General features: G+C 47.1%; 21 protein-coding genes. 18 read left to right on the top strand and 3 right to left on the bottom strand.

Going from position 1 to position 21,436, the window contains the following annotated elements; genetic code table 11:
- The first annotated feature begins 1 nt into the window (after position 1).
- From B5D52_RS09650 to B5D52_RS09590, 14 genes are all read left to right on the top strand, one after another.
- Positions 2-388, top strand: coding sequence for a hypothetical protein (locus B5D52_RS09650; RefSeq protein WP_016147168.1), 387 nt, complete (start codon positions 2-4; stop codon positions 386-388).
- Positions 381-2,645 (top strand): glycine-rich domain-containing protein, encoded by a 2,265-nt coding sequence (locus B5D52_RS09645; RefSeq protein ID WP_016147167.1) that lies wholly within the window; start codon positions 381-383, stop codon positions 2,643-2,645. Before B5D52_RS09650 ends, B5D52_RS09645 begins: the two co-directional genes overlap by 8 nt.
- A complete protein-coding gene (locus B5D52_RS09640; RefSeq protein WP_016147166.1) occupies positions 2,626-3,759 on the top strand; it encodes a LamG-like jellyroll fold domain-containing protein in 1,134 nt (377 codons plus the stop codon). The genes B5D52_RS09645 and B5D52_RS09640 overlap by 20 nt, the downstream gene beginning before the upstream one ends.
- A complete protein-coding gene (locus B5D52_RS09635; protein WP_016147165.1) occupies positions 3,749-4,720 on the top strand; it encodes a glycine-rich domain-containing protein in 972 nt (323 codons plus the stop codon). Before B5D52_RS09640 ends, B5D52_RS09635 begins: the two co-directional genes overlap by 11 nt.
- 9 nt (positions 4,721-4,729) lie before the next feature.
- Positions 4,730-5,284, top strand: a complete 555-nt coding sequence (locus tag B5D52_RS09630; RefSeq protein ID WP_016147164.1) for a hypothetical protein — start codon at positions 4,730-4,732, stop codon at positions 5,282-5,284.
- Positions 5,250-5,678 (top strand): putative ABC transporter permease, encoded by a 429-nt coding sequence (locus B5D52_RS09625; RefSeq protein ID WP_016147163.1) that lies wholly within the window; start codon positions 5,250-5,252, stop codon positions 5,676-5,678. Before B5D52_RS09630 ends, B5D52_RS09625 begins: the two co-directional genes overlap by 35 nt.
- Positions 5,679-5,688: 10 nt before the next feature.
- Positions 5,689-6,123: a phage holin family protein gene (locus tag B5D52_RS09620; protein ID WP_016147162.1), complete on the top strand. Its 435-nt coding sequence runs from the start codon at positions 5,689-5,691 to the stop codon at positions 6,121-6,123.
- A gap of 44 nt (positions 6,124-6,167) precedes the next feature.
- On the top strand, positions 6,168-6,863 hold the full coding sequence (locus B5D52_RS09615; protein WP_016147161.1) for an N-acetylmuramoyl-L-alanine amidase: 696 nt from the start codon (positions 6,168-6,170) through the stop codon (positions 6,861-6,863).
- A gap of 263 nt (positions 6,864-7,126) precedes the next feature.
- On the top strand, positions 7,127-7,879 hold the full coding sequence (locus tag B5D52_RS09610) for a hypothetical protein (protein WP_016147160.1): 753 nt from the start codon (positions 7,127-7,129) through the stop codon (positions 7,877-7,879).
- A complete protein-coding gene (locus B5D52_RS15930) occupies positions 7,869-8,408 on the top strand; it encodes a hypothetical protein (RefSeq protein ID WP_016147159.1) in 540 nt (179 codons plus the stop codon). Before B5D52_RS09610 ends, B5D52_RS15930 begins: the two co-directional genes overlap by 11 nt.
- A 76-nt stretch (positions 8,409-8,484) precedes the next feature.
- Entirely contained in the window at positions 8,485-10,083 is a 1,599-nt protein-coding gene (locus B5D52_RS09605; protein ID WP_147535089.1) for a hypothetical protein, read from the top strand.
- Positions 10,084-10,095: 12 nt separating this feature from the next.
- On the top strand, positions 10,096-10,686 hold the full coding sequence (gene tmk, locus B5D52_RS09600) for a dTMP kinase (protein ID WP_016147157.1): 591 nt from the start codon (positions 10,096-10,098) through the stop codon (positions 10,684-10,686).
- Positions 10,687-11,004: 318 nt separating this feature from the next.
- Positions 11,005-11,256 carry a DUF6061 family protein gene (locus B5D52_RS09595; protein WP_013379462.1) on the top strand — a complete coding sequence of 84 codons (252 nt, stop codon included), beginning with the start codon at positions 11,005-11,007 and terminating at the stop codon, positions 11,254-11,256.
- Between the two features lie 119 nt (positions 11,257-11,375).
- Positions 11,376-12,950, top strand: a complete 1,575-nt coding sequence (locus B5D52_RS09590) for an IS1182 family transposase (RefSeq protein WP_016147156.1) — start codon at positions 11,376-11,378, stop codon at positions 12,948-12,950.
- A gap of 41 nt (positions 12,951-12,991) precedes the next feature.
- Here B5D52_RS09590 and B5D52_RS16360 read toward each other — a convergent pair whose 3' ends face one another.
- Genes B5D52_RS16360 through B5D52_RS09580 form a run of 3 tightly spaced genes read right to left on the bottom strand, consistent with a single transcriptional unit; the run spans position 12,992 to position 13,677 of the window.
- Positions 12,992-13,297 (bottom strand): hypothetical protein, encoded by a 306-nt coding sequence (locus B5D52_RS16360; protein WP_178139612.1) that lies wholly within the window; start codon positions 13,295-13,297, stop codon positions 12,992-12,994.
- Positions 13,230-13,457: a DUF2188 domain-containing protein gene (locus tag B5D52_RS09585; protein ID WP_073993860.1), complete on the bottom strand. Its 228-nt coding sequence runs from the start codon at positions 13,455-13,457 to the stop codon at positions 13,230-13,232. Before B5D52_RS09585 ends, B5D52_RS16360 begins: the two co-directional genes overlap by 68 nt.
- Positions 13,458-13,461: 4 nt before the next feature.
- Positions 13,462-13,677 carry a hypothetical protein gene (locus B5D52_RS09580; RefSeq protein WP_013379459.1) on the bottom strand — a complete coding sequence of 72 codons (216 nt, stop codon included), beginning with the start codon at positions 13,675-13,677 and terminating at the stop codon, positions 13,462-13,464.
- A gap of 344 nt (positions 13,678-14,021) precedes the next feature.
- On the opposite strand from B5D52_RS09580, the gene B5D52_RS09575 reads away from it, so the two are divergent.
- From B5D52_RS09575 to B5D52_RS09560, 4 genes are read left to right on the top strand one after another with little or no spacing between them, the layout of a single operon-like run.
- Positions 14,022-15,356: a transposase gene (locus B5D52_RS09575; protein WP_016147154.1), complete on the top strand. Its 1,335-nt coding sequence runs from the start codon at positions 14,022-14,024 to the stop codon at positions 15,354-15,356.
- On the top strand, positions 15,343-17,136 hold the full coding sequence (locus B5D52_RS09570; RefSeq protein ID WP_016147153.1) for a type I restriction-modification system subunit M: 1,794 nt from the start codon (positions 15,343-15,345) through the stop codon (positions 17,134-17,136). Before B5D52_RS09575 ends, B5D52_RS09570 begins: the two co-directional genes overlap by 14 nt.
- Positions 17,129-18,361, top strand: coding sequence for a restriction endonuclease subunit S (locus B5D52_RS09565; RefSeq protein ID WP_016147152.1), 1,233 nt, complete (start codon positions 17,129-17,131; stop codon positions 18,359-18,361). The genes B5D52_RS09570 and B5D52_RS09565 overlap by 8 nt, the downstream gene beginning before the upstream one ends.
- Before the next feature lie 2 nt (positions 18,362-18,363).
- On the top strand, positions 18,364-21,417 hold the full coding sequence (locus B5D52_RS09560) for a type I restriction endonuclease subunit R (protein WP_016147151.1): 3,054 nt from the start codon (positions 18,364-18,366) through the stop codon (positions 21,415-21,417).
- Positions 21,418-21,436: the final 19 nt, after the last annotated feature.

The following is a 21,436-nucleotide window of genomic DNA, read 5'->3' as shown; positions in this document are numbered from 1 at the left end:
TGTGGAGAAATCCCCGCAGCTCATCATCAACGGCATCCAGCTGCCGTTTGTGAGCAATGACCGATACAGAGGCTACGAGGACGAGCTGGGTATCGTGGAAACCATGGCCGACGGATCGAGCGTGTTCGAGATTCAGGGCATGGTCTGGCGCGTGAACTACAGCTGCGATAAGCTGCCTGACGATACGCTGCGCGCCCTGTTGCCGCTTCTGCGGCGAAAACAGGAGCTGTCTGTCGCGTTTGTACCCGAGGGTGAGACCACCATGTGGTCGGCGGTCATGTTCTGCGACAGCCTGCCCACGCGCCCGAGCGTGGCCTTTGCCAAGGCTGGCGCGCCGGTCTGGCACAATCTGGCGTTCACGCTGCGCGAGGTGTACGCCCATGATTGACAGATCGAGCGCATACGATCAGGCGATTACTGCGCGGCGCCGCCGCATCACCGTCCGTGCGACCTTTGATTTGCGCGACCCGGATGCGGTGGTATCTGGCGCGGCCAGCTCGGCGCAGAGTCCATACAGCCAGATAGGTCAGGTCTACGACGAGATCACCGATCAGACCGACTTTAAGCTGGGTACCTTGGAGCAGGACCGCATCCAGCTTGACGGCTCTTGGGCACTGCCGCCCGACGATCCGGACGAGGTTGCAGCTGAGCAGCTGGGCTGGTGGGGCGGTGTGTTGTCCGGTGCGGATGGTACTTTTGCCAGCCCGCAGCCTTATATCGAGCTGACCTTCACCGGCATGTCCATTTTGCAGGCGTTCACGCTCTGGTTCAGCCAAAACAGCTATGACGGTGTGCCCGAGTCCTTCCGAGTGGATGTGTATTCTGCCGCGACGCTGGCGTTTTCGCGTATTGTTGAGGGCAACGCCGACTATCATGTGCTGATTGAGCAGTTTACCGTGTACGACCCGACACGCATCCGCATTACCATGCTCAAATGGTCGCGGTCATACACCTACCCGCGCCTGACCGACCTGTTTTTCGGTCTGTTCGAGCAGTGGAGCGGACGGGACATCTATTCTGTGGATGTGCTGACCGAGTCCACCTTTACCGGTCTCAGCTTGCCGTACTCGACATGCGACTTGGAGGCATACAACAAGGGGCACCGGTTCGACCCCTACGCGCCCAACTCGCTGTTTTTGTCCATTGAGGAGAGGCAAGCCATCCCGATCGATTGGGGCATCTACCTGCCCGACGGCTCGATCGAGTGGGTGCCGGGCGGTTGGTACTATCAGCAGTCGGGCGGCTGGGAGATCAAAGACCTGACCGTGCGCTGGTCGTTGGTTGACATCATTGGTATGCTGGTTGATCGTAATTACAGCCCGCCGGACACCCTGCCGACCACGCTCGGCGGCTGGATCGCGTCCATCGTCGCGTGTCTGGGCGTCAATCTGGCCGGGCGTTACATCGTAGATGACGAGGTCAAAGACTTGGCACTGACCGCGGCTGTCGAGGATGTGACCGATCTGACCTGCGGCGAGGTGCTGCGCTTTGCGTGCATGGCGACAGCAGCATGGCCGCATCAGGACTTTGCGACCGGCTTCCTGCGCGTCTCCAAGCGCCGCTACGACACCGGCGCAAACATCACCGGCAGCAATATGCCGTCATGGCCCAAGATGCAAGCCAATGAGGAGATCGCGGACATCACCTTTAAGCTGGATGACAATCAAGAGGTCACCTTCCCGGGCACCAATACGGCCTCGGATAAGTCCTTGACCGTTGACAACCCCTTTGTGCATACGACGGACGACGCGCGGCGTGTAGTGGCCAACGTCATGAGTCAATACGGCGGACGCAAGTTTACCGTGCGCAGCCGTGGCAATCCGGCCAGCGAGACCGGCGACATCGATACCGTGGCGACCGCGTTCGGCACCACCATTTCGGCGCGTAGGTACAAGCACCAGCTCAAGCTGGTAGATGGCGTGATGCGCAACCTGCCCAGCTACCTCATTCAGACCGATACAGATAAGAGCTACGACCATACGGTCATCCTGACCGGCGCGGGTACATGGACAGCCCCGGACGGTGTGACCGAGATCTATGCAAAGCTGGTCGGCGGTGGTGATGGTGCAGATGGCGGCGAGGGCGGAGGACGGTATTCAAACGTCACTCCTGACAATCCCGTCGCTGGTTCTGCCGGTCTTGGTGGAAAAGTGTTTGTTATCACAATTTCAATCAATTCGGGTCAGTTATTTGCATATTCCTGCGGCAAGGGAGGCAAAGGTGGAAAAGGTGGTGTTGCTGTTGATATTTTTGGAGATGACGACATGACGGCGGCAACCCCCGGAACGTCTGGCACAGAAACAATATTTGGTGCATATTCAAGCGCAAACGGTAAAAGATACTCGGTTGGTATCAGCGACGTAGAGACCGGTGCTTATTATGGAGCAACCGGAACCGATGGACGCACGGCAGTTTCCGATGCAAAGACCGTAAAGTCTCCGGAACCAAACACTGGAAACGGTGGCAATGGTGGAGATTCCGGAAATAATGGTCAATTTAGAAGCCTAATTTCTGACGGCAGTTTTATCAATCGCATCTGGATCGTTAAACCATCGGACGGTTCTGATGGAAGCGATGGCGCGGATGGCGTCATTATCATCCAGTATAATGATCCGGAGGTGACTTATGGCAATAGAATGGGATAAAAATACCCTGTTGCTCCTGCATGGCGACTCCTTTTCAGACAGCAGTTACTATAACGTGCAAATCACCAACAACGGGTCACAGGTATCAACCGTGCAAAGTAGGTTCGGTGGAACAAGTTTCTATTTTGATGGTGCATCTTGCATTTTCCACGATTCTGTTTGGTCTAAAATCGCAAGTGCAGATTTTACGATAGACTGGTGGGAGTATGCGACGCAGCAAACAAACGGACCCAGATATTCAAGCCTATACGGAATAGGACAAGAGTACGGCGGTATGATGCTGGGATATAGCGGCGAACTTGGTTACTGTTCTTCTGTTTTAACGCAACAATGGGATATTTTTTCCGGAATAAAAGTGCTTGACGTTGATGTCGGTACTTGGGTTCACAGAGCGATTATTAGAAACGGAAATACCTTGTACTCGTATAAAAACGGTTCTCTTTTCTTAAAAACGTCAATGTCTGGCACTATATATAACGATAGCTCGCATAGAAGTGCTATTGGAAAATACAGAGAGGGAGAACCTGATACATGCTTTATCGGTTACATTGATGAATTCCGAATTTCTGATGTTGCACGTTGGACAGAGGATTTCACCCCACCAACAGAATCGTATAAACCATATATAGAATCAGAAGAGCCAGAAACCGGACTAATACCAGAACCATCCCCCGGAGATGAACCGGTTGAACCATCGGAATTTTCTTCAAAACTGAATTGGTCAGTGAGCGATTATCTAAACCACGATGATTTAACCAGAATCGAAAGAAACTGTAAAATTTTGAATGATAAATTGCGTGAGTATGGTTATATTGCCCCGATTGATTTCAGAAAATGGTCTTCCGGAGAATACCCAACCACAATACAGCTTGAACGAATCCGGTCAAATATCAACGCGCTACAAGACGCATGGTTTGCTGTCCCAGAATGGCGCGAACTGATGGCGGTATATCGCCCGGACGGGTACGAAACCATCAACGCCGAACAGGTCAACGCGCAGGAATGGGACTTGCAACAGATGCACGACTATTTGAAAGCAATGGTCGCGGCGTTTGAGCTAAAACAAGCTGGCACACCGTTTATGATTGCAGGAGGGATTTACAATGCAGGATAGAGTGCCCACGCCGGGCAAGGAAAATCGCGTCCGTATCCGTTTGGATGACGGGCAGAAAATCGAGGGCGTATTTGAGTACGCGGACGAAGCGAGTGTGCAGGGCAGCGCATATAACAAATCCAACGTGCTTCCAGATGATGTGTGTAATTTGCTCGGCATTACAACATCAGCAGAGCCTAAGGACGCATTTAGTGCGCTCGTAAAAAATAAGTGGCGCGAAATTGCCCGTATCACATCAAGTCAGACATTCGAAGTGCCTGATGGCGTATATCGTATAGGTGCATTTTTGCTAGGTGGAGGTGCGTCGGGCGCTGCATTACAAGTTGGCAGCCACGGTGGAACTGTTCCCGGAGGGCCATCTGGATATATCAAAAATGTAATCATTGATGTACAACCGCATCAACAGATTGAGGCTATAATTGGGGCAGGTGGAATTCCAACATCGGCGGGTATATCTCCCGGAGGTGATACTGTATTTGCTGGCGTTACAGCCAAGGGAGGCGGCTCAGATCCTACTGTGATCGCAAGCCTTTCATATGATTCACGCCCATTTTATCAGCTGTGCGGGGCACAGCCATCAGTGGCATTGGATGATAATTCCGACGCAGACCTCAACTATGCATACACATATACTAGAGCTAGGTCGGGAGCGGATGGAATATTGCCAATATTAGAAACCGATCTAATGGGGTTGTGTATCCCAATTGTATCGTCTATCGCGGAGAGAAGCAACGTATTTGATCCTAGTATGACTGTGTGTGCATGTGGAGCTTGTGCACGCCCGGGCACAGCTCAAACGACTGCAAAAGAGACTGACCTTGGTACTGGGGGAGCTGCGTTTGTTGATATGTACGGCGGTGACGCTACTGGATACGGTAATGGCGGCGGCGCATCAATCTCAAGCACTTGGTTGCTGACTGGCGGAAAAGGTTCTCAAGGTATTATTATCATTTATGTGTGAGGTGATAACATGATTTATGCAAAGATTGTTGACAGCGTGTGCATAAATGCCGCCGTATTTGATGACGAGGCAACCGCCATTGATTTTGGCTATCCTGTCCTGCTCCCTGACGGCTACGGCATCGGTGACCTGTACGACGGCGAGAACTGGAGCCACGCACCTGCGCCTGAACCGGAACCAGTAGACCTCGCGGTCGTCCAGCAGGCCCGGCAGACCGAAAACAAAGCTGCTCTTGCCGAATGGCTTGCCGCGCACCCGCTGCTATGGACGGACGGTAAACTGTACGGCGTGACCGAGGAGGACCAGCAGGAAATGGCACTCAACCTGATGCAGTATCAGGTAGCGGTACAAGCCGGACAGCCTGCGGTACTTGAGTGGCACGCCCAGAAGGAGTCCTGCCGGACGTTTGAGCAGCAGGAATACGTTTCCCTATCGCTCGCCATCGCGGACTATGTATACCCGTATCTGCGCTATCAGGAGAGCGTCAAAGAGGCTATCTATCAGGCACAGACAGCAGAGGAGGTCGCCAATGTCAAGATCGACTATGCGAGCGTTGGCAGCTAAGTATACATACCTCGCGTGGTTTGGCGGCAGCTGCTATGTGACGTTTGAGGTGTTCTGGCGAGGCCGTAGCCACTGGACAATGTTTGTCTTGGCAGCGATCCTGTTTGTCCTCATTGGTTTGCTCAATGAGATCTGGACAAGCTGGCGACTGTTTCCGCAGGCGGTTGCCGGTGCACTGATCGCCACGGCCGCCGAACTGGTCACCGGATGCATCGTCAACATCTGGCTCGGGTGGCGTGTCTGGGACTACTCAGACATGCCGGGTAATTTGCTGGGCCAGATCTGCCCGCAGTTTGCATTGCTGTGGGTGGCGCTCAGCGCCCTCGCCATCGTACTGGATGATGTCATCCGGTGGAAGTTCTTTCATGAAGAGCGCCCACACTATACGCTTTAGGGAGGTACATATGATTCATTTGACAGAGACCAAAGCCGCCGTGATGACCGGCGCGGCGCTGATCGGCGGCACGATTGGTCAGGTGTTTGGTGGCATGGATGCCGCGCTCATTACGTTGCTGCTTTTTATGGCTATCGACTATGTGTCCGGCCTGATCGTCGCGGGTGTGTTTCAGGCGTCGGACAAGAGTGCATCCGGCAGCCTGAGCAGCGTCGCGTGCTGGCAGGGCTTATTGAAAAAGGGCATGACCTTGGTGATCGTGCTCGTAGCATCGCGGCTGGATATCGTGCTGGGCACGGCGTTTGTCCGTGATGCGGTCGTGATTGCGTACATCGTCAATGAGACGATCTCGATCATCGAGAATGCCGGACTGATGGGCCTGCCGGTGCCGGACGTCATCATGCAGGCCATTGAGCAGCTGCAAGGCAAGAATGAGCAAAAATAAAACGTGTCCAAATTGGACACGCACGGTGAAAGGAGCATATACATATGGCAAAGGTTTTTCTGGGAGTTGGTCACGGCGGCAGCGATCCGGGCGCACAGGGCGGCGGCCTGGATGAGGCCGACATCAATCTGGGCATCGCGGTTGCTTGTCAGGCGGAACTGGTGCGCCACGGCGTACAGGTGCGCATGAGCCGTACCAAAGATGAGGACGATCCGCTGACCGAGGAGATTCAGGAGTGCAATGCCTACGATCCGGATCTGGCTGTGGACATCCACACCAACGCGGGCGGCGGCACCGGCTTCGAGGTGTATCACACGCTGGGTGGTGGCACGGGCAAGATCCTCGCGCAGAATATCGAGGCTGAGGTCAAGGCGATTGGTCAGACTTCGCGCGGCTGCAAGACGCGAGCCAATAGCTCGGGTGCAGACTATTACGGCTTCATCCGACAGACGAAATGCCCGGCGGTCATCTGTGAGTGCGCGTTTATCGATACCGCTGCCGACCGTGCGAAGGTGGATACCGCAGACAAGCAGGCTGTGTTCGGAAAGGCTTATGCACGCGGTATCCTCAAGACGCTGGGCGTTGCGGTGCAGCCGGAACAGGTGACCGATCCCGATGTACAGGCCGCGACCTACACCATCCAGACCAAGGCAGGACTGGAGGAGCAGACGATCCGATATCTGCTCGACTACCAGTACGGCGAGGCGCTGGTCACCAAGCTGGCGCAGGCAATGGAATAATAAGTATAGTGAAAAGGATGATCTTAGCAGATCATCCTTTTCATTTGTCAATAAAGACTTGATTATAAAACGAAAAGGTTACAATTTGACAAATGAGGAAATGCATGTTACAATAAAACGAACAAAAGTTCTATAAAAAATTGGAAAAAAGTTCTACCACTATGATAAAATGTGGTATAATAATGTAATCTGTAAAGTTTTTTTTAACAAAGGTATTTTTCTCATATAAGTCCATAAGGTGAAATGAAAGGGAGGCGGATCACATGGCAGAATTAGAAAGGAATTCGCATGTGGAAAATAGTATATTGTTGATGTTGTCGGGAGGTCGAGATTCTTTTCTGTCTGCATGTCGGTTGATTGAGCAAGGCAAACGAGTATATATGATCACATATGATAATAAATGTATGTCTAATGCCAAAGGCGCGCAAGAGGTAGCAGAACGCATTATTCAGAGATATGGTCCTGAAAAAGCTGTATTTGTGGGAATTCAGAGTGTAGCGGCACATTTATATCGTTTACAAAAGAATTACTTATATCAGACGCTTCAAGAAAGTAGTCAAAAATATCCGAATCTTAGACCGGCACAGATGCCCTGTTTGGCTTGCCATACAGGTATGTATATCGAATCCATTGCCTATTGTAAGGCACACAATATTCCGGCTATTGCTGAAGGTGCAAGAGAGATACAAGGCTTCTTTGTTGAATTGCCTGAAATGGTAGAGCGTTATGAAAAGCTGGCAAAAGATTATGATATTACTATTGAGCTACCGGTATACAAATTGAAAGATGATTGGGAGCGCAAATTAGAATTGGCAGATCGCGGATTCGTTCCCAAAACCTTTGAGCCGCAGTGTTGGTTGGGGTGCCCTCTGGGTGAAAATTTGAATGAAGAGGAGCGGCGCAGCTTAGCGGCTTATTATGATGCTGAGATGGAGCCAAAACTTGAAAAATTGATTGATGCACGAATTGCGGCGATGAAGCATGAAGAAACAATGATCACAGAAGATGAACTCTAATGATAAAAGCCGGAGAAAAAGATACGCTGTTTTGGTGCCAGCGTGCATGCTAGCTCCGGGGCTGCAGGTTGAAAGAAAGCCTGGTCCTCACTGGGGATATGAGTTTTTAGACTGTATCATGCGGTTTGAGGTTGATATCATACCATTACCATGTTCAGAATCTACGTTTTGTGGTTTTGTGCATGGGTTGCAGCGAGAAAAACGTGGTGTTTTACGATATGAGGCTTTAGAAGGATATACAGAGCACTGTGCACAATTAGCCAAACAATCGGCAGAGCAAATTGCTGATATGCAGGCGGGTGGATATGAATTTTTGTGTATGTTAGGGGTTGAAAATTCTCCATCCTGCGCGGTCAGCCGGATATATTCGAATAAAGGGACCTTAAAGCGTGCAGGTATTTTTTATCAATTTCTGCAGAGCGAATTAGAATTGAGAAATGTGAAAGTTCCTGCAATCGGGATTCTTAGAGGAAGACATAAGAAGGCAATTGCTTTATTGGAAAAGATGCTTTCTGTGTCTGTAGAATAAAAGAAAAAGAGATGATGGGGAATTGACAATTACGTTTGCTATGCGAAATGTGACGTCTGAATCGGTAAAGACTGTCATGTTGCGTAAATTTTTTCAGATGACTTTTGTCGGGAATGACAGAAAGTCGCTGGATATTTATACCGCTGTGGTTTTAGGCGGTAGTGATGAACCAAAATCGCTTAATGCAGATCAATTTATTAGTCGGTTGGATAAGAAGAAGGAATTCTGCATGCGATTTGACTTTGTTGTCAACGGAAATGATGACAATGAAGTTTTGTCCATTGTAAGCGAAGATGTGACGGATGTAGGTGAAAATACTTCGAGTATAGATGACAGAAGTTTTTTGTCTCAAGTTGATTGTATAAAGAAGGTTTGGGGCCAGCAGAGTGAAGTCCTATATAATGATCAACAAGCGCTAAGAAAAATATATGAAGATCCTGATAAACTTCAAAACTGTCTAGGCGACGTTGAAGAAAACTTGTTTGTGATGGCTGGCCTTTCACAAAAACGCATGCTGTGGATAGAAGATGTTAGAAAGGAACAAAGTGGCGGAATGAAGGCGCTGGCAATTCCTGGGGGATTTTCGCCGGAAGATTATCATCGTCCGTTTAGGAATTCTAAAGAATCGCGCAATAGACATCATCCAGATGAGGGAAGTGAAAAGGCGTTCTACCGCATTTTTGTACCACAAGACATCTCATTGTGTCCAGGAATTGAACTGCTTAGTTGGGTTAAGACTACCATTCGGTTTAAGGACCGCTTGACAGATCAGAGTCTGATTTTTAACTTGAAAAAAGATGCAAGCAAGAAAATAACCTACATGGCTCCAGATTTTACATGGTATTTTTCACCACCGGTAAAATCATTTATTAACTATGAATCCTCTAGTGTTGAAGCTACTTGGGATCGAAGAGATTTTGTGCAACCAAGTTGCAAAAAGCATGATAAATGCTCCTGTCCCATTAAACCAGAGATGTCACGGCATCTTCCTTCGACGCGCTATGATAATGCGATCAATCCAGTTGCTAATAAAACTACGGTCAATTTCCGTCGATGGACAGAAGATGAGATGATTGGCTACCGTCAAAAATATAGGATTGCATCCAAAAATATTTTCTTTAGTCCAGATAAGTTTAATGAATTGGATGAATTGAATATTATCATTGACACGACGGATGAGCATAATAGAGGAAATCGACAGTATGTGTTAGGTATTTTTATTTCATTCGCCTTGGCATTTGGAATTGACGGGTCAAGGCTGGAGTCTGCTACGCAATTTTTCCCATTGCAGCAGTTGCTGAATAGAGATACTCAGTGGATGCTGTTTATTATTTTGATCTCTCTAAATATGTTAATACGCCCGCCTAAAAGTGTGTATGAGCGTAAATATATTAATTGGAGAAAATGGAATACCCGAACTTCAGTTTTTTGGATTATTGTAATGTTTTGTCTGAATCAAAGTCAGGTGATCAAAGGTTGGTTGTATAATACCTTTGCAGCCCCCTTTATGAGTTGGGTAGATGGTTGGCTGTATTTTGACATAAATTATTGGTGGATTCCACAAATAATTTTTGTAGGAATTTTGTTTTCTAACGGCTTATATATTTATAAGAATGTTGGAAAATACCATGATCCGATTTTATCTGGATGGTTTTCGGGAGAAGATATTCTATAAGGAGACTCTACTATGTTCATAGCGATTGACGGACCGGATGGCAGCGGAAAAACGACTCTCGCAAAATCCTTGGTAGATCAATGGAATAGCGAAGGAACAGCAGCAATTTACACGTGCGAGCCGACGTATGATAGTGAGCCGGGAAGACAACTGCGTCAAATGATGCGGTCAGGGGAAATTCTTGATATCTATGCCTTTGCAGATCTTTTTGTAGAAGATCGGAAGGAGCATATCCGGACGCTTATTATGCCCGCAATTACGCAAGGAGAAGTTGTCGTATGTGACCGATACAAATATTCTGCGCTGGCATACCAGCAACTTCAGGGTGTGGATGCGGACTATTTGATTGAGAAAAATCGGACATGTTTGATCCCTGATTTTATCTTTATTTTAATGCCGCAAGATCCAGAAGTTTTATGCCAAAGGATTGCACGACGTGGACAGGCACGTGATGTGTTTGAAGAACGTGACTTCTTGCAGCGTACGCTTTCCTGTTATGAAAAACTGCCAGAATATTTTCCGAAAGAGAAGATCTTCTTTCTAAATGCAGAAGATACGACAGAGGAGAATATTCAACGAATTAAAAAAATTATAGCTGGATAAGCATAAAACGCCTTAGACATTTGTCTAAGGCGTTTTATTTACTCCTACTAGAAATCTACAAACAATATACAAACCCTGATTTTCTCCATGAACTTCGTGATCTGCATGTTCTCCAAGCGCTAAATTATCGCTTATCAGAACTCTGGTTTGTACAACAAAAGCACCCAAAACGCTTGGCTTAACAGTGATAAGGAACTAAATCACTTATCAACTGTTAGCTGACGGTTTTCGGGTGCATACGAAACTCCCGTCTGATTCCTAACAGGAATTAGTCGGGAGTTTTTCTTGTTAACAGAGCCTATATTGGAGGATAGCATTATGAAAACATTACTTTCCTGTGAATTTAATATGGACACAGGCTGCGTTGAACTAAGATATTCTGACGACAGCATGATTTCCATTAATTGCACCGCTGTAGAGGACGAAGTTGCGAATAGCCGTTTCCAGCGATCTGAACTGGACTGGCTCATCTACAACGATCCGCTGTCTTATGCGGAATTGATTTTGAATGGTGATCCAGAAAAATACTTGCGAACCGTAACGGAGATCCCGCAGTTAGATTCTGATTGATAACTCTATAAATCTTGACGTGCAAAGGGGCTGTTGCAAAACAGACTCAATAAAAAAATGAGATAGACTTCCCCGGAAGGGGTTGCCTATCTCATTTTTTGTTGTAATCTGAAACTGTCATGAAACAAATACAACAAGAAAAGTATAACAGAAAGGCATGGCAGTATCAACAGTTAGCACTGCCCATTGCGCAAAATATTGAGATAGCGGAAGATGAACCCGTATTTGTAGCCAACGCCCAGCTTGAGGAACTGGATTACAGGGAACTGTACAAAGCGTATTCACCCATCGGGAGAAAATCGGCAGCAGAACCACGGATCATGTTCAAGCTATTGGTGTACGGGTATATGTGCGGGATCTACTCCACGCGAAAGCTGGAGGAAGCCTGCCGGAAGAACATCGATTTCATCTGGCTTTTGCAGGGAGAGCGAGCGCCGGATCACTGCTCTATTGCCCGGTTCCGCAGCGGGAAGGCCCGGGACGCCATTGAGGGATTGTTCTACCAGTATGTGAGAAGGCTGGCGAAAGAGGAAGAGATCCAGTACGAAGAAGTATTCATCGACGGGACCAAGATAGAGAGCATGGCCAACCGGTATACCTTTGTGTGGCGAAAGAGTGTGGAAAAGCAGCTGGCCAAGGTAAAGGAGAAGGCAAAAGAGCTGTTCCGGCAATACGGAGGGAACGGAAACCTGACCGCCGGCAAGCTGCGGCGTCTTGCCCAAAGCCTTGTGCCGGAAGGAGGGGAAATGGTCCGGGGTACAGGGAGACGGAAACCGTCCTGGCAGCGGCAGTATGAGGAGCTGGAGCAGCTGCTGGAGAGGTGGGACCGCTATGAGGCCCAGCTGTTTGAGATGGGCTGCCGGCGCAACAGCTTGTCCAAAACCGACAAAGACGCCACCTTCATGCGGATGAAGGAGGACCATATGGGCAACGGACAACTGAAGCCCGCCTACAATGTGCAGCTGGCGGTAAACAGCGAATACATTACCGGGGTGGCGGCCTTCTCCCACTGCACAGACAGCGGCACTCTGATCCCATTTCTGGAGCATATCCAGCGGATGCAGGGCAGAAGCTACCGGGACATTGTAGCGGATGCCGGCTACGAAAGCGTGGGCAATTATCTGTACCTGGACCGCAAGGACCAGGGATGCTATATAAAGCCTGCCAACTACGAAGTACGAAAGACCAAAAAGTACTCGCAGCAGATCTGGCGGCTGGAGAATATGCAGTATCTGGAACGGGAAGATTGTTTCCTCTGTGCCGCAGGAAGAAAGCTGACACTGCGCCGAAGCTGCTCCCGAAAAGAAAAGGGCATGGTCACCACCATGGACTATTACCGCTGCGAGGGGTGCGGCGGTTGTCCTTTGCGGGAGCAGTGCACCACCTCCCGGGATCCGGCTTTCTGCAAAGAGGTAAAGGTCTGCCGGGAGTTTGCCCAGTTCCGGGACCAGGCTCTCCGGCAGCTGAGCACCCCGCGGGGAACACTTCTTCGGATGAACCGCTCCATCCAGGTGGAGGGGGCCTTTGGCGTACTGAAAAGCAACCGCCGGTTCAAACGGTTCCTCATGCGGGGCAAGACCAATATCTCACTGGAACTGTTCCTGCTCTGCCTGGCCTTTGACCTGAAAAAGTACTGGGCCAAACTGCAACAGGGACGGCTGAAAAGTCATCTTTTTCCCCTGAAAAAAGAATAGATTTTTCCACAACCGGAAAATGCAAAAAACTGGACCTCTCCTCACCCGAGAAGCCCAGCTTTGCTGTACCATTTTTTCCTTTTGGTGACAAACTTTTTTACAATTTGTTCTCCAAAATACTGCACAGAACCACTTTTCCACAGAAAACGGGGCTGTTGCTCCACTTTCGTTTTGCAACAGCCCCTTTGTCTTAACTTAGCCTTGTGGTCGGCAAGCATTTTACCCACTTTTCTCCTTATAGACTTCGTGGAGCCTTTGGAGACCAGTGTTTTATCGAAATCAGCCTTTCGGCGGATGAGGGTCCCCTCCATGGCTATCCTCAGACTGAATACGACCGTCCAGCCCATGAATGACAAACTCAGTGCCTTGGTTTCGGCTGATTTGTCTTCCAGCGTTTACTGCCTGTTCCTTGGTGGGATAGTGGCCACTGGAGCGTTGAGCTCCGCCACGTTTTACATCCCAGCCACCATTGGGATTGTGAACGACATGATGAGAAGAACGAGCCATACGATTACCCCCTGTGTGCCTTAGGACAGCAGATTGCGCAACCGTCCGCATCGAGATAGATTTTCTTCGCATGAGCTACTGCCTCAACCTCGCTTTCAAAGTAGCCCACATACTGTGCGCTACGGATGCCAAGCTGTTCAGCATGCTCTTTTGTATGGACTTCATGATGAAGGCCAGGATTTAACGTCTGATTGTTGTTAACGTAGTAATAATGATACATATAATTTTCCTTTCTGCTTGACCAAACAAGCGATACATGATATTTTGATAGCGTACATATTGCAAATGAGCGGTTAATCTGTGCCAGCAGATTGCCGCTCTTTTTATTTGTGCATAAGACACCACCTCCTTAAAAGCTTCGGAAATTCACCTGTCCACGGCTTCCGTTGGGCCGGTGAATTTCTCTTTTTCTGATGGTTCCATTATACAGCTATTTCTGCTATATGAAAAATTAAGATATTCGTTGTTTGGTGGCAAAATTAAAAAAATATAAGATAATAATTAAAATCATTTGATTTTTGGTGGCAAATATTGTATAATGAAATAAGATGGGAGGAGTGTGCCTTGGGAAAAAAGCTATACACAAAAGAAAACATCTCCAAAGCCGAAACCGAATGGCTGGGCATACCCGAACTTGTGGTATTAAAAACAAACAGGGATGATGTTGGTTTAGAAGTTGTACATCGTAGATACTTTGAGGATGAAAAATTGCTCTGCCCTGCTTGTCGTTCCTCGAGAACACGCTGCTCTAAAATTGTGGATCGAAAACTCAAGGATTTATTGTGGCTTGACGAGGACCACAAGACATTTCAAATAATCAGCCTACTTTTTCATCAGCGTTATATGCGCTGTGATAATTGCGGGCAAAGCGTTTTCCCTGAGCCTACAGAATTTGGAGAAAAGGGATGCAAATTCACAAATCGGCTATCAGATGCCTTGGCAGATGGAACCTTTCAATTCTCATATAAAAAAGTATGCCAGCATTACGGTGTTCCAGCTTCTACTGCTTCAGTGGGTGAAGTAATGCGACGCAGAATCCAATGTAGGGAGTCATTGTTGCCGCCGGTCAGGACACCACATATCATTAGCATTGTCGAGGTGCTGTTTTTTGGGGAGTTCTATCCCGCTGTTTTAGGAATTTGGGATGATGAGGTTTATTGCCTGGATATTTTGCGAGATTCATCCGAGGAAACCTGTGGTGCATTTCTGAAAACATTGGATGCTAACCAAGTTGAAACCATATATGTAGACCCAGTCGATAGCTTATTTAGTGCTGTGAATCAGTACTTTCCAATGGCTTCAATTGTGGTGACTGATGAGGCGATTAAGCGATATGCCAGAAACGCTATGCTTGATATTATCCATTCCGACGGAAAGCGATTTCCGGTGGTTCATAAAGACCGGCGATTGACGGTACTCCACAAAGACCTGGATGATAGAACTGTCGTTCCCAGAATCAAGGAAGGGATGAAGAGTAGGCCGAGGTTACAACGGGCTTACAATCACCATCAGAGATTGTTGGAGCTTATGGAAACCAAGTGGTCGATGGAAGATCTCCGAACATGGGCAGACCAGATTCCGACAGAGGTAGATGAGTTTTTGGCAGTTGGTGATATTATTGATATCTTTGGCGAGCAATTAAGCGGATTTTTGACACTGGGCGAGAAGCCACCCAACAATTATCAGTTTGCGGTGCAAGGCATCTGTGACGCTATCAAGGATATGCCGCACTGCATTTTCGATGTAATGCGTGGTCGCTGCATCTTCTCTATAACTCACGACACCATGGAAGAAAACGGAGAACTGTGGCGATACGGCATTAAGTCAAGTCGTTTAACCGAGAAAATCAATGAGATCTCAGCCAATATTAGGGAGGAACGAGATTATGGATACCAATGAAAAGATCAAAATAGTCGGTACAAACATTCAAGAAAAAGCAAATCTGATATGGAATGTGGCGAACAGTCTATTTGGAGCATATAAGCCTCATGAATATGGTCTGGTTATTTTGCCCATGGTCGTGATTAAGCGTTTTCATGACTGCTTACTCCCGACCAGAGAGAAAGTGCTGGCCACTTATGAAAAGGTGAAACAGTTAGCCGTCAAAGATGGTTTTCTGCGTACCGCATCTGGCTATCGTTTTTACAATACCAGCCAGTACACCTTTGAGCGACTGAAAGCCGATCCAGCGAACATTAAGATCAATTTTGAGAATTACATTAACGGATTTTCCGATAATGTTATCGATATTCTGGCGAATATGGGCTTCTTTACGCAAATCGAGCGTATGGCGGATGCGGGAGTTCTATATCAAGTTATCAGCGACTTTACTGCTGACAATGCAGATATGAATCCGGAGAAAATTTCTGCGATTGATATGGGCTATGTCTTCGAAAACCTTGTTCAGCGTTTTTCTGAGAGTTATGATGAAGAAGCAGGTGCGCACTTCACCAGCCGTGACATTATTTATTTGATGTGTGACTTGCTTACCATGAATGCGGATTTTTCCGGCGAGGATGCCCCTGCCAAGACTGTATACGATATGGCGATGGGCACCAGTCAGATGCTTACCTGTATGGAAGAGCGTGTTCACGCCCTTGACAAAGAGGCTGAAATCATCTGTTATGGCCAAGAAATCAACCCTTTTACTTTTGGTATCGCCAAAGCGGACATGCTGATCCGTGGTGGCGATCCTGAAAACATGCAGTTCGGCGACACCTTGAATGCGGATAAATTCAAGGGCTACACCTTCGACTACATCATCTCTAATCCTCCATTTGGTATTGATTGGAAGCGTGAAGCAGCTGATGTGGAGAAAGAACATAAACTGGGCGATGCCGGTCGGTTTGGCGTTGGCTTACCTCAAAAATCCGATGGGCAGATGCTGTTCTTGCTGAATGGCATTGCTAAATTGAAGGACACCGGCAGAATGGCTATTATTCAAAATGGTTCCTCTCTCTTCACAGGAGATGCAGGAAGTGGCCCCAGTGAAATCCGTCGCTATATTATTGAGAATGACTGGTTGGATGCCATTGTTCAGCTCCCCAATGACAGCTTTTATAACACCGGAATTGCAACCTATGTCTGGATAGTATCCAAAAATAAACCCGAAACACATAGAGAACGCATTTTGTTGATTGATGCCAGCAAGTGCTGTGAGGCCCGCAGACGTCCTATCGGTAATAAGCGTGTAGATATTACGGAATCTTGCCGCAATTTGATCACACAGGCATACAGCGAATATAGAAGTGCAATTTTTACAAAGACCTTAGAAGATAAAAAAACAGTGCTGACTTGCAAAAGCAAAGTGCTTGATGCCATATCGCTTGGCTACAATAAAATTACAGTGGAAAGTCCTGCTTTGGATGACGATGGCAACCCGATTGTGAAAAAAGGAAAGCCAGTAGCCGATACCTCCAAGCGTGACACTGAAAGTGTTCCACTTGATGAAGATGTGGATGCTTATTTTGCACGGGAAGTTCTCCCTTATCGTCCGGGGGCTTGGATTGACAAAAGCAAGACCAAGGTTGGGTATGAGATTCCATTCACTCGTACCTTCTATGAATATGAGGAACTGGAACCGGCAGCTGATATTGCAAAACGTATTGCGGCCCGTGAAAAGGTACTGATGGAGAAATTGCAGGCATTGTTCGGAAATGGTGGTGAGCAAAATGAGTGAAATTACTACCTATGAAAAAACAAAAGATAGTGGTATTGAATGGATAGGCAGTGTTCCCTCTCACTGGCGTGTCCACACCTTGTATCAACTTGTGACCCAGGTCAAGGAAAAAAACGGCAATCTTCAGGAAAAGAATCTGTTGTCTTTGAGTTACGGCAAAATCAAACGTAAAGATATTGATTCGCCGGATGGACTTCTTCCTGCGTCTTTTGACGGCTATAACATTATCGAAGATGGGGATATAGTCCTTCGTTTAACAGATTTACAGAATGACCATACAAGCCTTCGGGTAGGTTTGGCCACAGAGCGTGGTATTATTACCTCCGCCTATACAACCTTGCGTCCAATCGACACAAGCAATTCAAAATACTTGTTCTACCTGCTCCATGCCTTTGACCTGAAAAAAGGATTTTATGGCATGGGTTCCGGTGTACGGCAGGGATTGAATTATGCAGAAGTAAAGGAATTACGCATAGTTCTTCCACGCCAAGATGAAAAAGACACCATTGTGCAGTTCCTCGATGAACAATGTGCTCAAATAGATACTCTTATTGAGGAGGCAAAGCTCAGTGTTGCAGAATACAAAAAGTGGAGAGCTTCTATCGTTTTTGAAGCAGTCACCAAGGGACTAAATCCTTTAGCAGAAATGAAGGATAGCCATATTGATTGGATTGGCCAGATGCCTGCTCATTGGGGGATTCTCTCGCTTAAGTATTTATGTTCTATGCAAGCCGGGAAAAATCTTGTGTCTGATCAGATTGATGAAGCTGGAGAATACCCAGTATACGGAGGAAACGGTATTCGAGGGTATTATTCCAAGTATAATTACGAAGGAGAGTATCTTCTTGTAGGTAGGCAAGGTGCATTATGCGGTAACGTTCATAAAATAAAGGGATGTTTTTGGGCAACAGAACACGCAGTGGTAACAAAAAATGTAGAAGGAGTAGAACTTTCATTTTTGTATTATTTGCTGAATGGCATGAACCTTAACCGATATGCTTCGAATAGTGCTGCTCAACCGGGCTTATCTGTTAATACAATTCAAAATATAAAAACAGTTTTTCCCCCAATAGAAGAACAAATTGAAATTTCCACATATCTTAATGATATATGCCATTCGATCGATTCCATCATAGAAAACAAACAATCCTTGATTTTTGAACTTGAAAGTTATAAAAAATCATTAATTTTTGAAACTGTAACAGGAAAAAGAAAGGTGGTGTGACCATGAACGAAACAGAAAAACGCTTTGAAGAATTCATAGAGACCTACCTTGTTTCTGAGGATGGTGGATGGACAAAGGCAACGGATGCCGGTTATTGTAGCGATGAAAGCAAAGATATGTTTCTGGACATCGTCACTCTGTCCGATTTCGTAAAAAGCACCCAGCCCATGGCATGGAAACGCTTCGAGCGGATGTGTACGATCAACCCTATTCGGCAGTTTTATAAGGCATTTGAAAATGCCGTCACGCAGGATGGTCTGATTTCTGTCCTGCGTCACGGCTTCAAGCATCGTGGCATCAATTTTCGGGTGTGCTATTTTAAGCCAGAGTCTGAGCTGAACGAGGTGTCCATCACCAACTACCAAAAGAATGTCTGCCAGTGTATCCGCCAGTGGCACTATTCTAAACGCAACACAAATACAGTCGATATGATGCTGGCTGTCAACGGCATCCCTGTTGTGGCGATTGAACTGAAAAATCAGCTCACCGGGCAGTCGGTGGATGACGCTATGCGTCAGTGGCAATATGACCGCAACCCTAATGAACCGGCATTCGGATTTAATAAGCGTGTTCTCGCATACTTTGCCTGCGATCTCTACAATGTATATATGACTACCCAGCTGAAAGGCCCGGAGACAACGTTCCTTCCTTTCAATCAAGGCAGTGCCGGTGCAGGCAAGGATGGCGGTGCAGGTAATCCAAAGAGCACCGATGGCAGCTATGTAACTTCTTACTTCTGGGAGAAAGTCCTCCAGAAGGATAGCTTGTTGGATATTCTGCAAAAGTTCATTAACTACGAAAGAACAGAAAAAAAAGAGACTTTGCCGGACGGTTCCACAAAGAAAACCGTCAGCAGCAAAGTCATTTTCCCACGGTATCACCAGTTGGATGTCGTGCGTCAACTGGTCAATCATGTTAGAACTAATGGCGCTGGACATAACTATCTCATCCAACACAGTGCCGGTTCCGGCAAGTCTAATTCTATCGCTTGGACGGCTTACCGTATGGCCAGCCTCCACAACGAAAACAACGATGCAATTTTTAACAGCGTAATCATTATTACAGACCGCCGTATTCTCGATCAACAGTTGCAGGCCACCGTTTCCAGCTTTGACCACACTTTGGGGAGTGTAGTTACGATTGACGAGAAGAAAAACTCTGGCGCTCTGCGTGACGCTATTAACGATGGAAAGCGTATCATTGTCACCACCTTACAGAAGTTCCCTGTAATTTACAATGAGGTCGAGTCCGCTGTTGGTAAGCATTATGCGGTTATTGTAGATGAAGCACACAGCAGCCAGACTGGACAGAGCGCATTAAAACTCAAGGCCGCTCTTGCCGATGTGAGCGATGCTCTTGCAGAATATGCCGAACTGGAAGAAAAGGCTATCGAAGAAGTCGAGTCCAACGATATTCTTGTACAAGAAATGCTCAGCCAGGGTAAACACAGCAACATGAGTTTCTTTGCCTTTACTGCAACGCCCAAAGGCAAAACCCTGGAAATTTTCGGCGAACCTCAACCGGATGGTTCTTTCCACCCCTTCCACATCTATTCGATGCGACAGGCTATCGAAGAAGGATTTATCCTGGATGTTTTAGCAAACTACACCACATACAAAATGTGTTATCAAATCGCAAAGAATGTCCAGGACAATCCGGAAGTCCCTACCTCCAAAGCTGTTAGAACGATTCGACGCTATGAGGAATTACATCCGCACAACCTTCAGCAGAAAGCAGCTATTATTGTAGAGACTTTCCGTGAGGTCACAAAAAAGAAGATCGGTGGCCGTGGAAAGATGATGGTAGTTACTGCGTCCAGGCTGGCGGCAGTCCGTTACTATCACGAAATTAAGCGTTATCTTGAAAGCAACAATTACGATGATGTAGAAATCATGATTGCTTTTAGCGGGAGCCTGAAAGACCCAGATGACCCGACAGGTACTGAATACACCGAAAGCGGTATGAATGTAGATCGTAACGGCAATCGGGTGAAGGAAAGTCAGACAAAGGCCGTATTCCACGAAGAAGGCAATATTCTCATTGTTGCAGAAAAATATCAGACAGGCTTTGATGAGCCGCTTCTCCACACGATGATTGTTGATAAAGAACTTCGTGATGTGAAGGCTGTTCAGACTTTAAGCCGTGTCAACCGTATCTACCCTGGCAAAGAGGACACCTATATTCTCGATTTTGTAAATCCGATTGAACGCATCCGTGAAGCTTTCCAGCAGTTCTATCAGGAAACCAGTCTGGATGAAGAAATCAACTTCGATTTGATTTACACAACACAGAAAACGCTTCGTGGTTTTGGCATCTATACAGATGAGGATATTGAAGAAGTTTCCAGTATTTATTTTGACCCGGATGTGCGCAAGGCAAATCTGACTCAGGGAAAGATATCCAATGCGCTAAAGCCTGTGGCTGATAAGTACAACGAACTCAATCAGGAGCAACGCTATCAGTTTCGTAGAGAAGTCCGTGCGCTCGTTAAGTGGTATAACTACATTTCTCAGATTACCCGTATGTTCGATAAAGAACTGCACAAAGAGTACGTTTTCTGCTCTTACTTGGCCAAGTTGCTTCCCTCCGATCCCGTACAGCCATTTGATCTTGATAATAGAGTCAAGCTGGAATATTATCGTCTGGAAAAGACATACGAAGGTGCAATCGAACTTGAAAGCAAGCCTGGATCTTGGAAACCGACTCAGCCAAAACGGGCTGGTGGTCAAAAAGATCGTACCAGTCCATTGGACGAGATTATCCAGCGCATCAATGAGGAATTCTATGGTGAATTCACAGATGCAGACCGTGTAATGGTTGATACGCTGTATCAAAAAATGCGCAAGGATTCTAAAGCCAAAAAAGCCGCAAAGACCGAGGATCGCCAAGTATATGAGAGAAGTCTTTTTCCGGGGATTTTTGATACAACCGCACAGGAAGCTTATATGGAGAACACCGCAGCATATGAGCAGCTCTTCTTGGATGCAGATAAGTATCAGGCTGTGATGAGAGCTTTGGCGGATCGTCTGTATAAAGAACTGCACGACGACAAATAAGGTGAAAGATATTCAGCCT

This window comes from Butyricicoccus pullicaecorum DSM 23266 (assembly GCF_900167005.1).
Taxonomy (GTDB): domain Bacteria; phylum Bacillota; class Clostridia; order Oscillospirales; family Butyricicoccaceae; genus Butyricicoccus; species Butyricicoccus pullicaecorum.
This window is presented reverse-complemented; position numbering and strand designations above follow the sequence as displayed.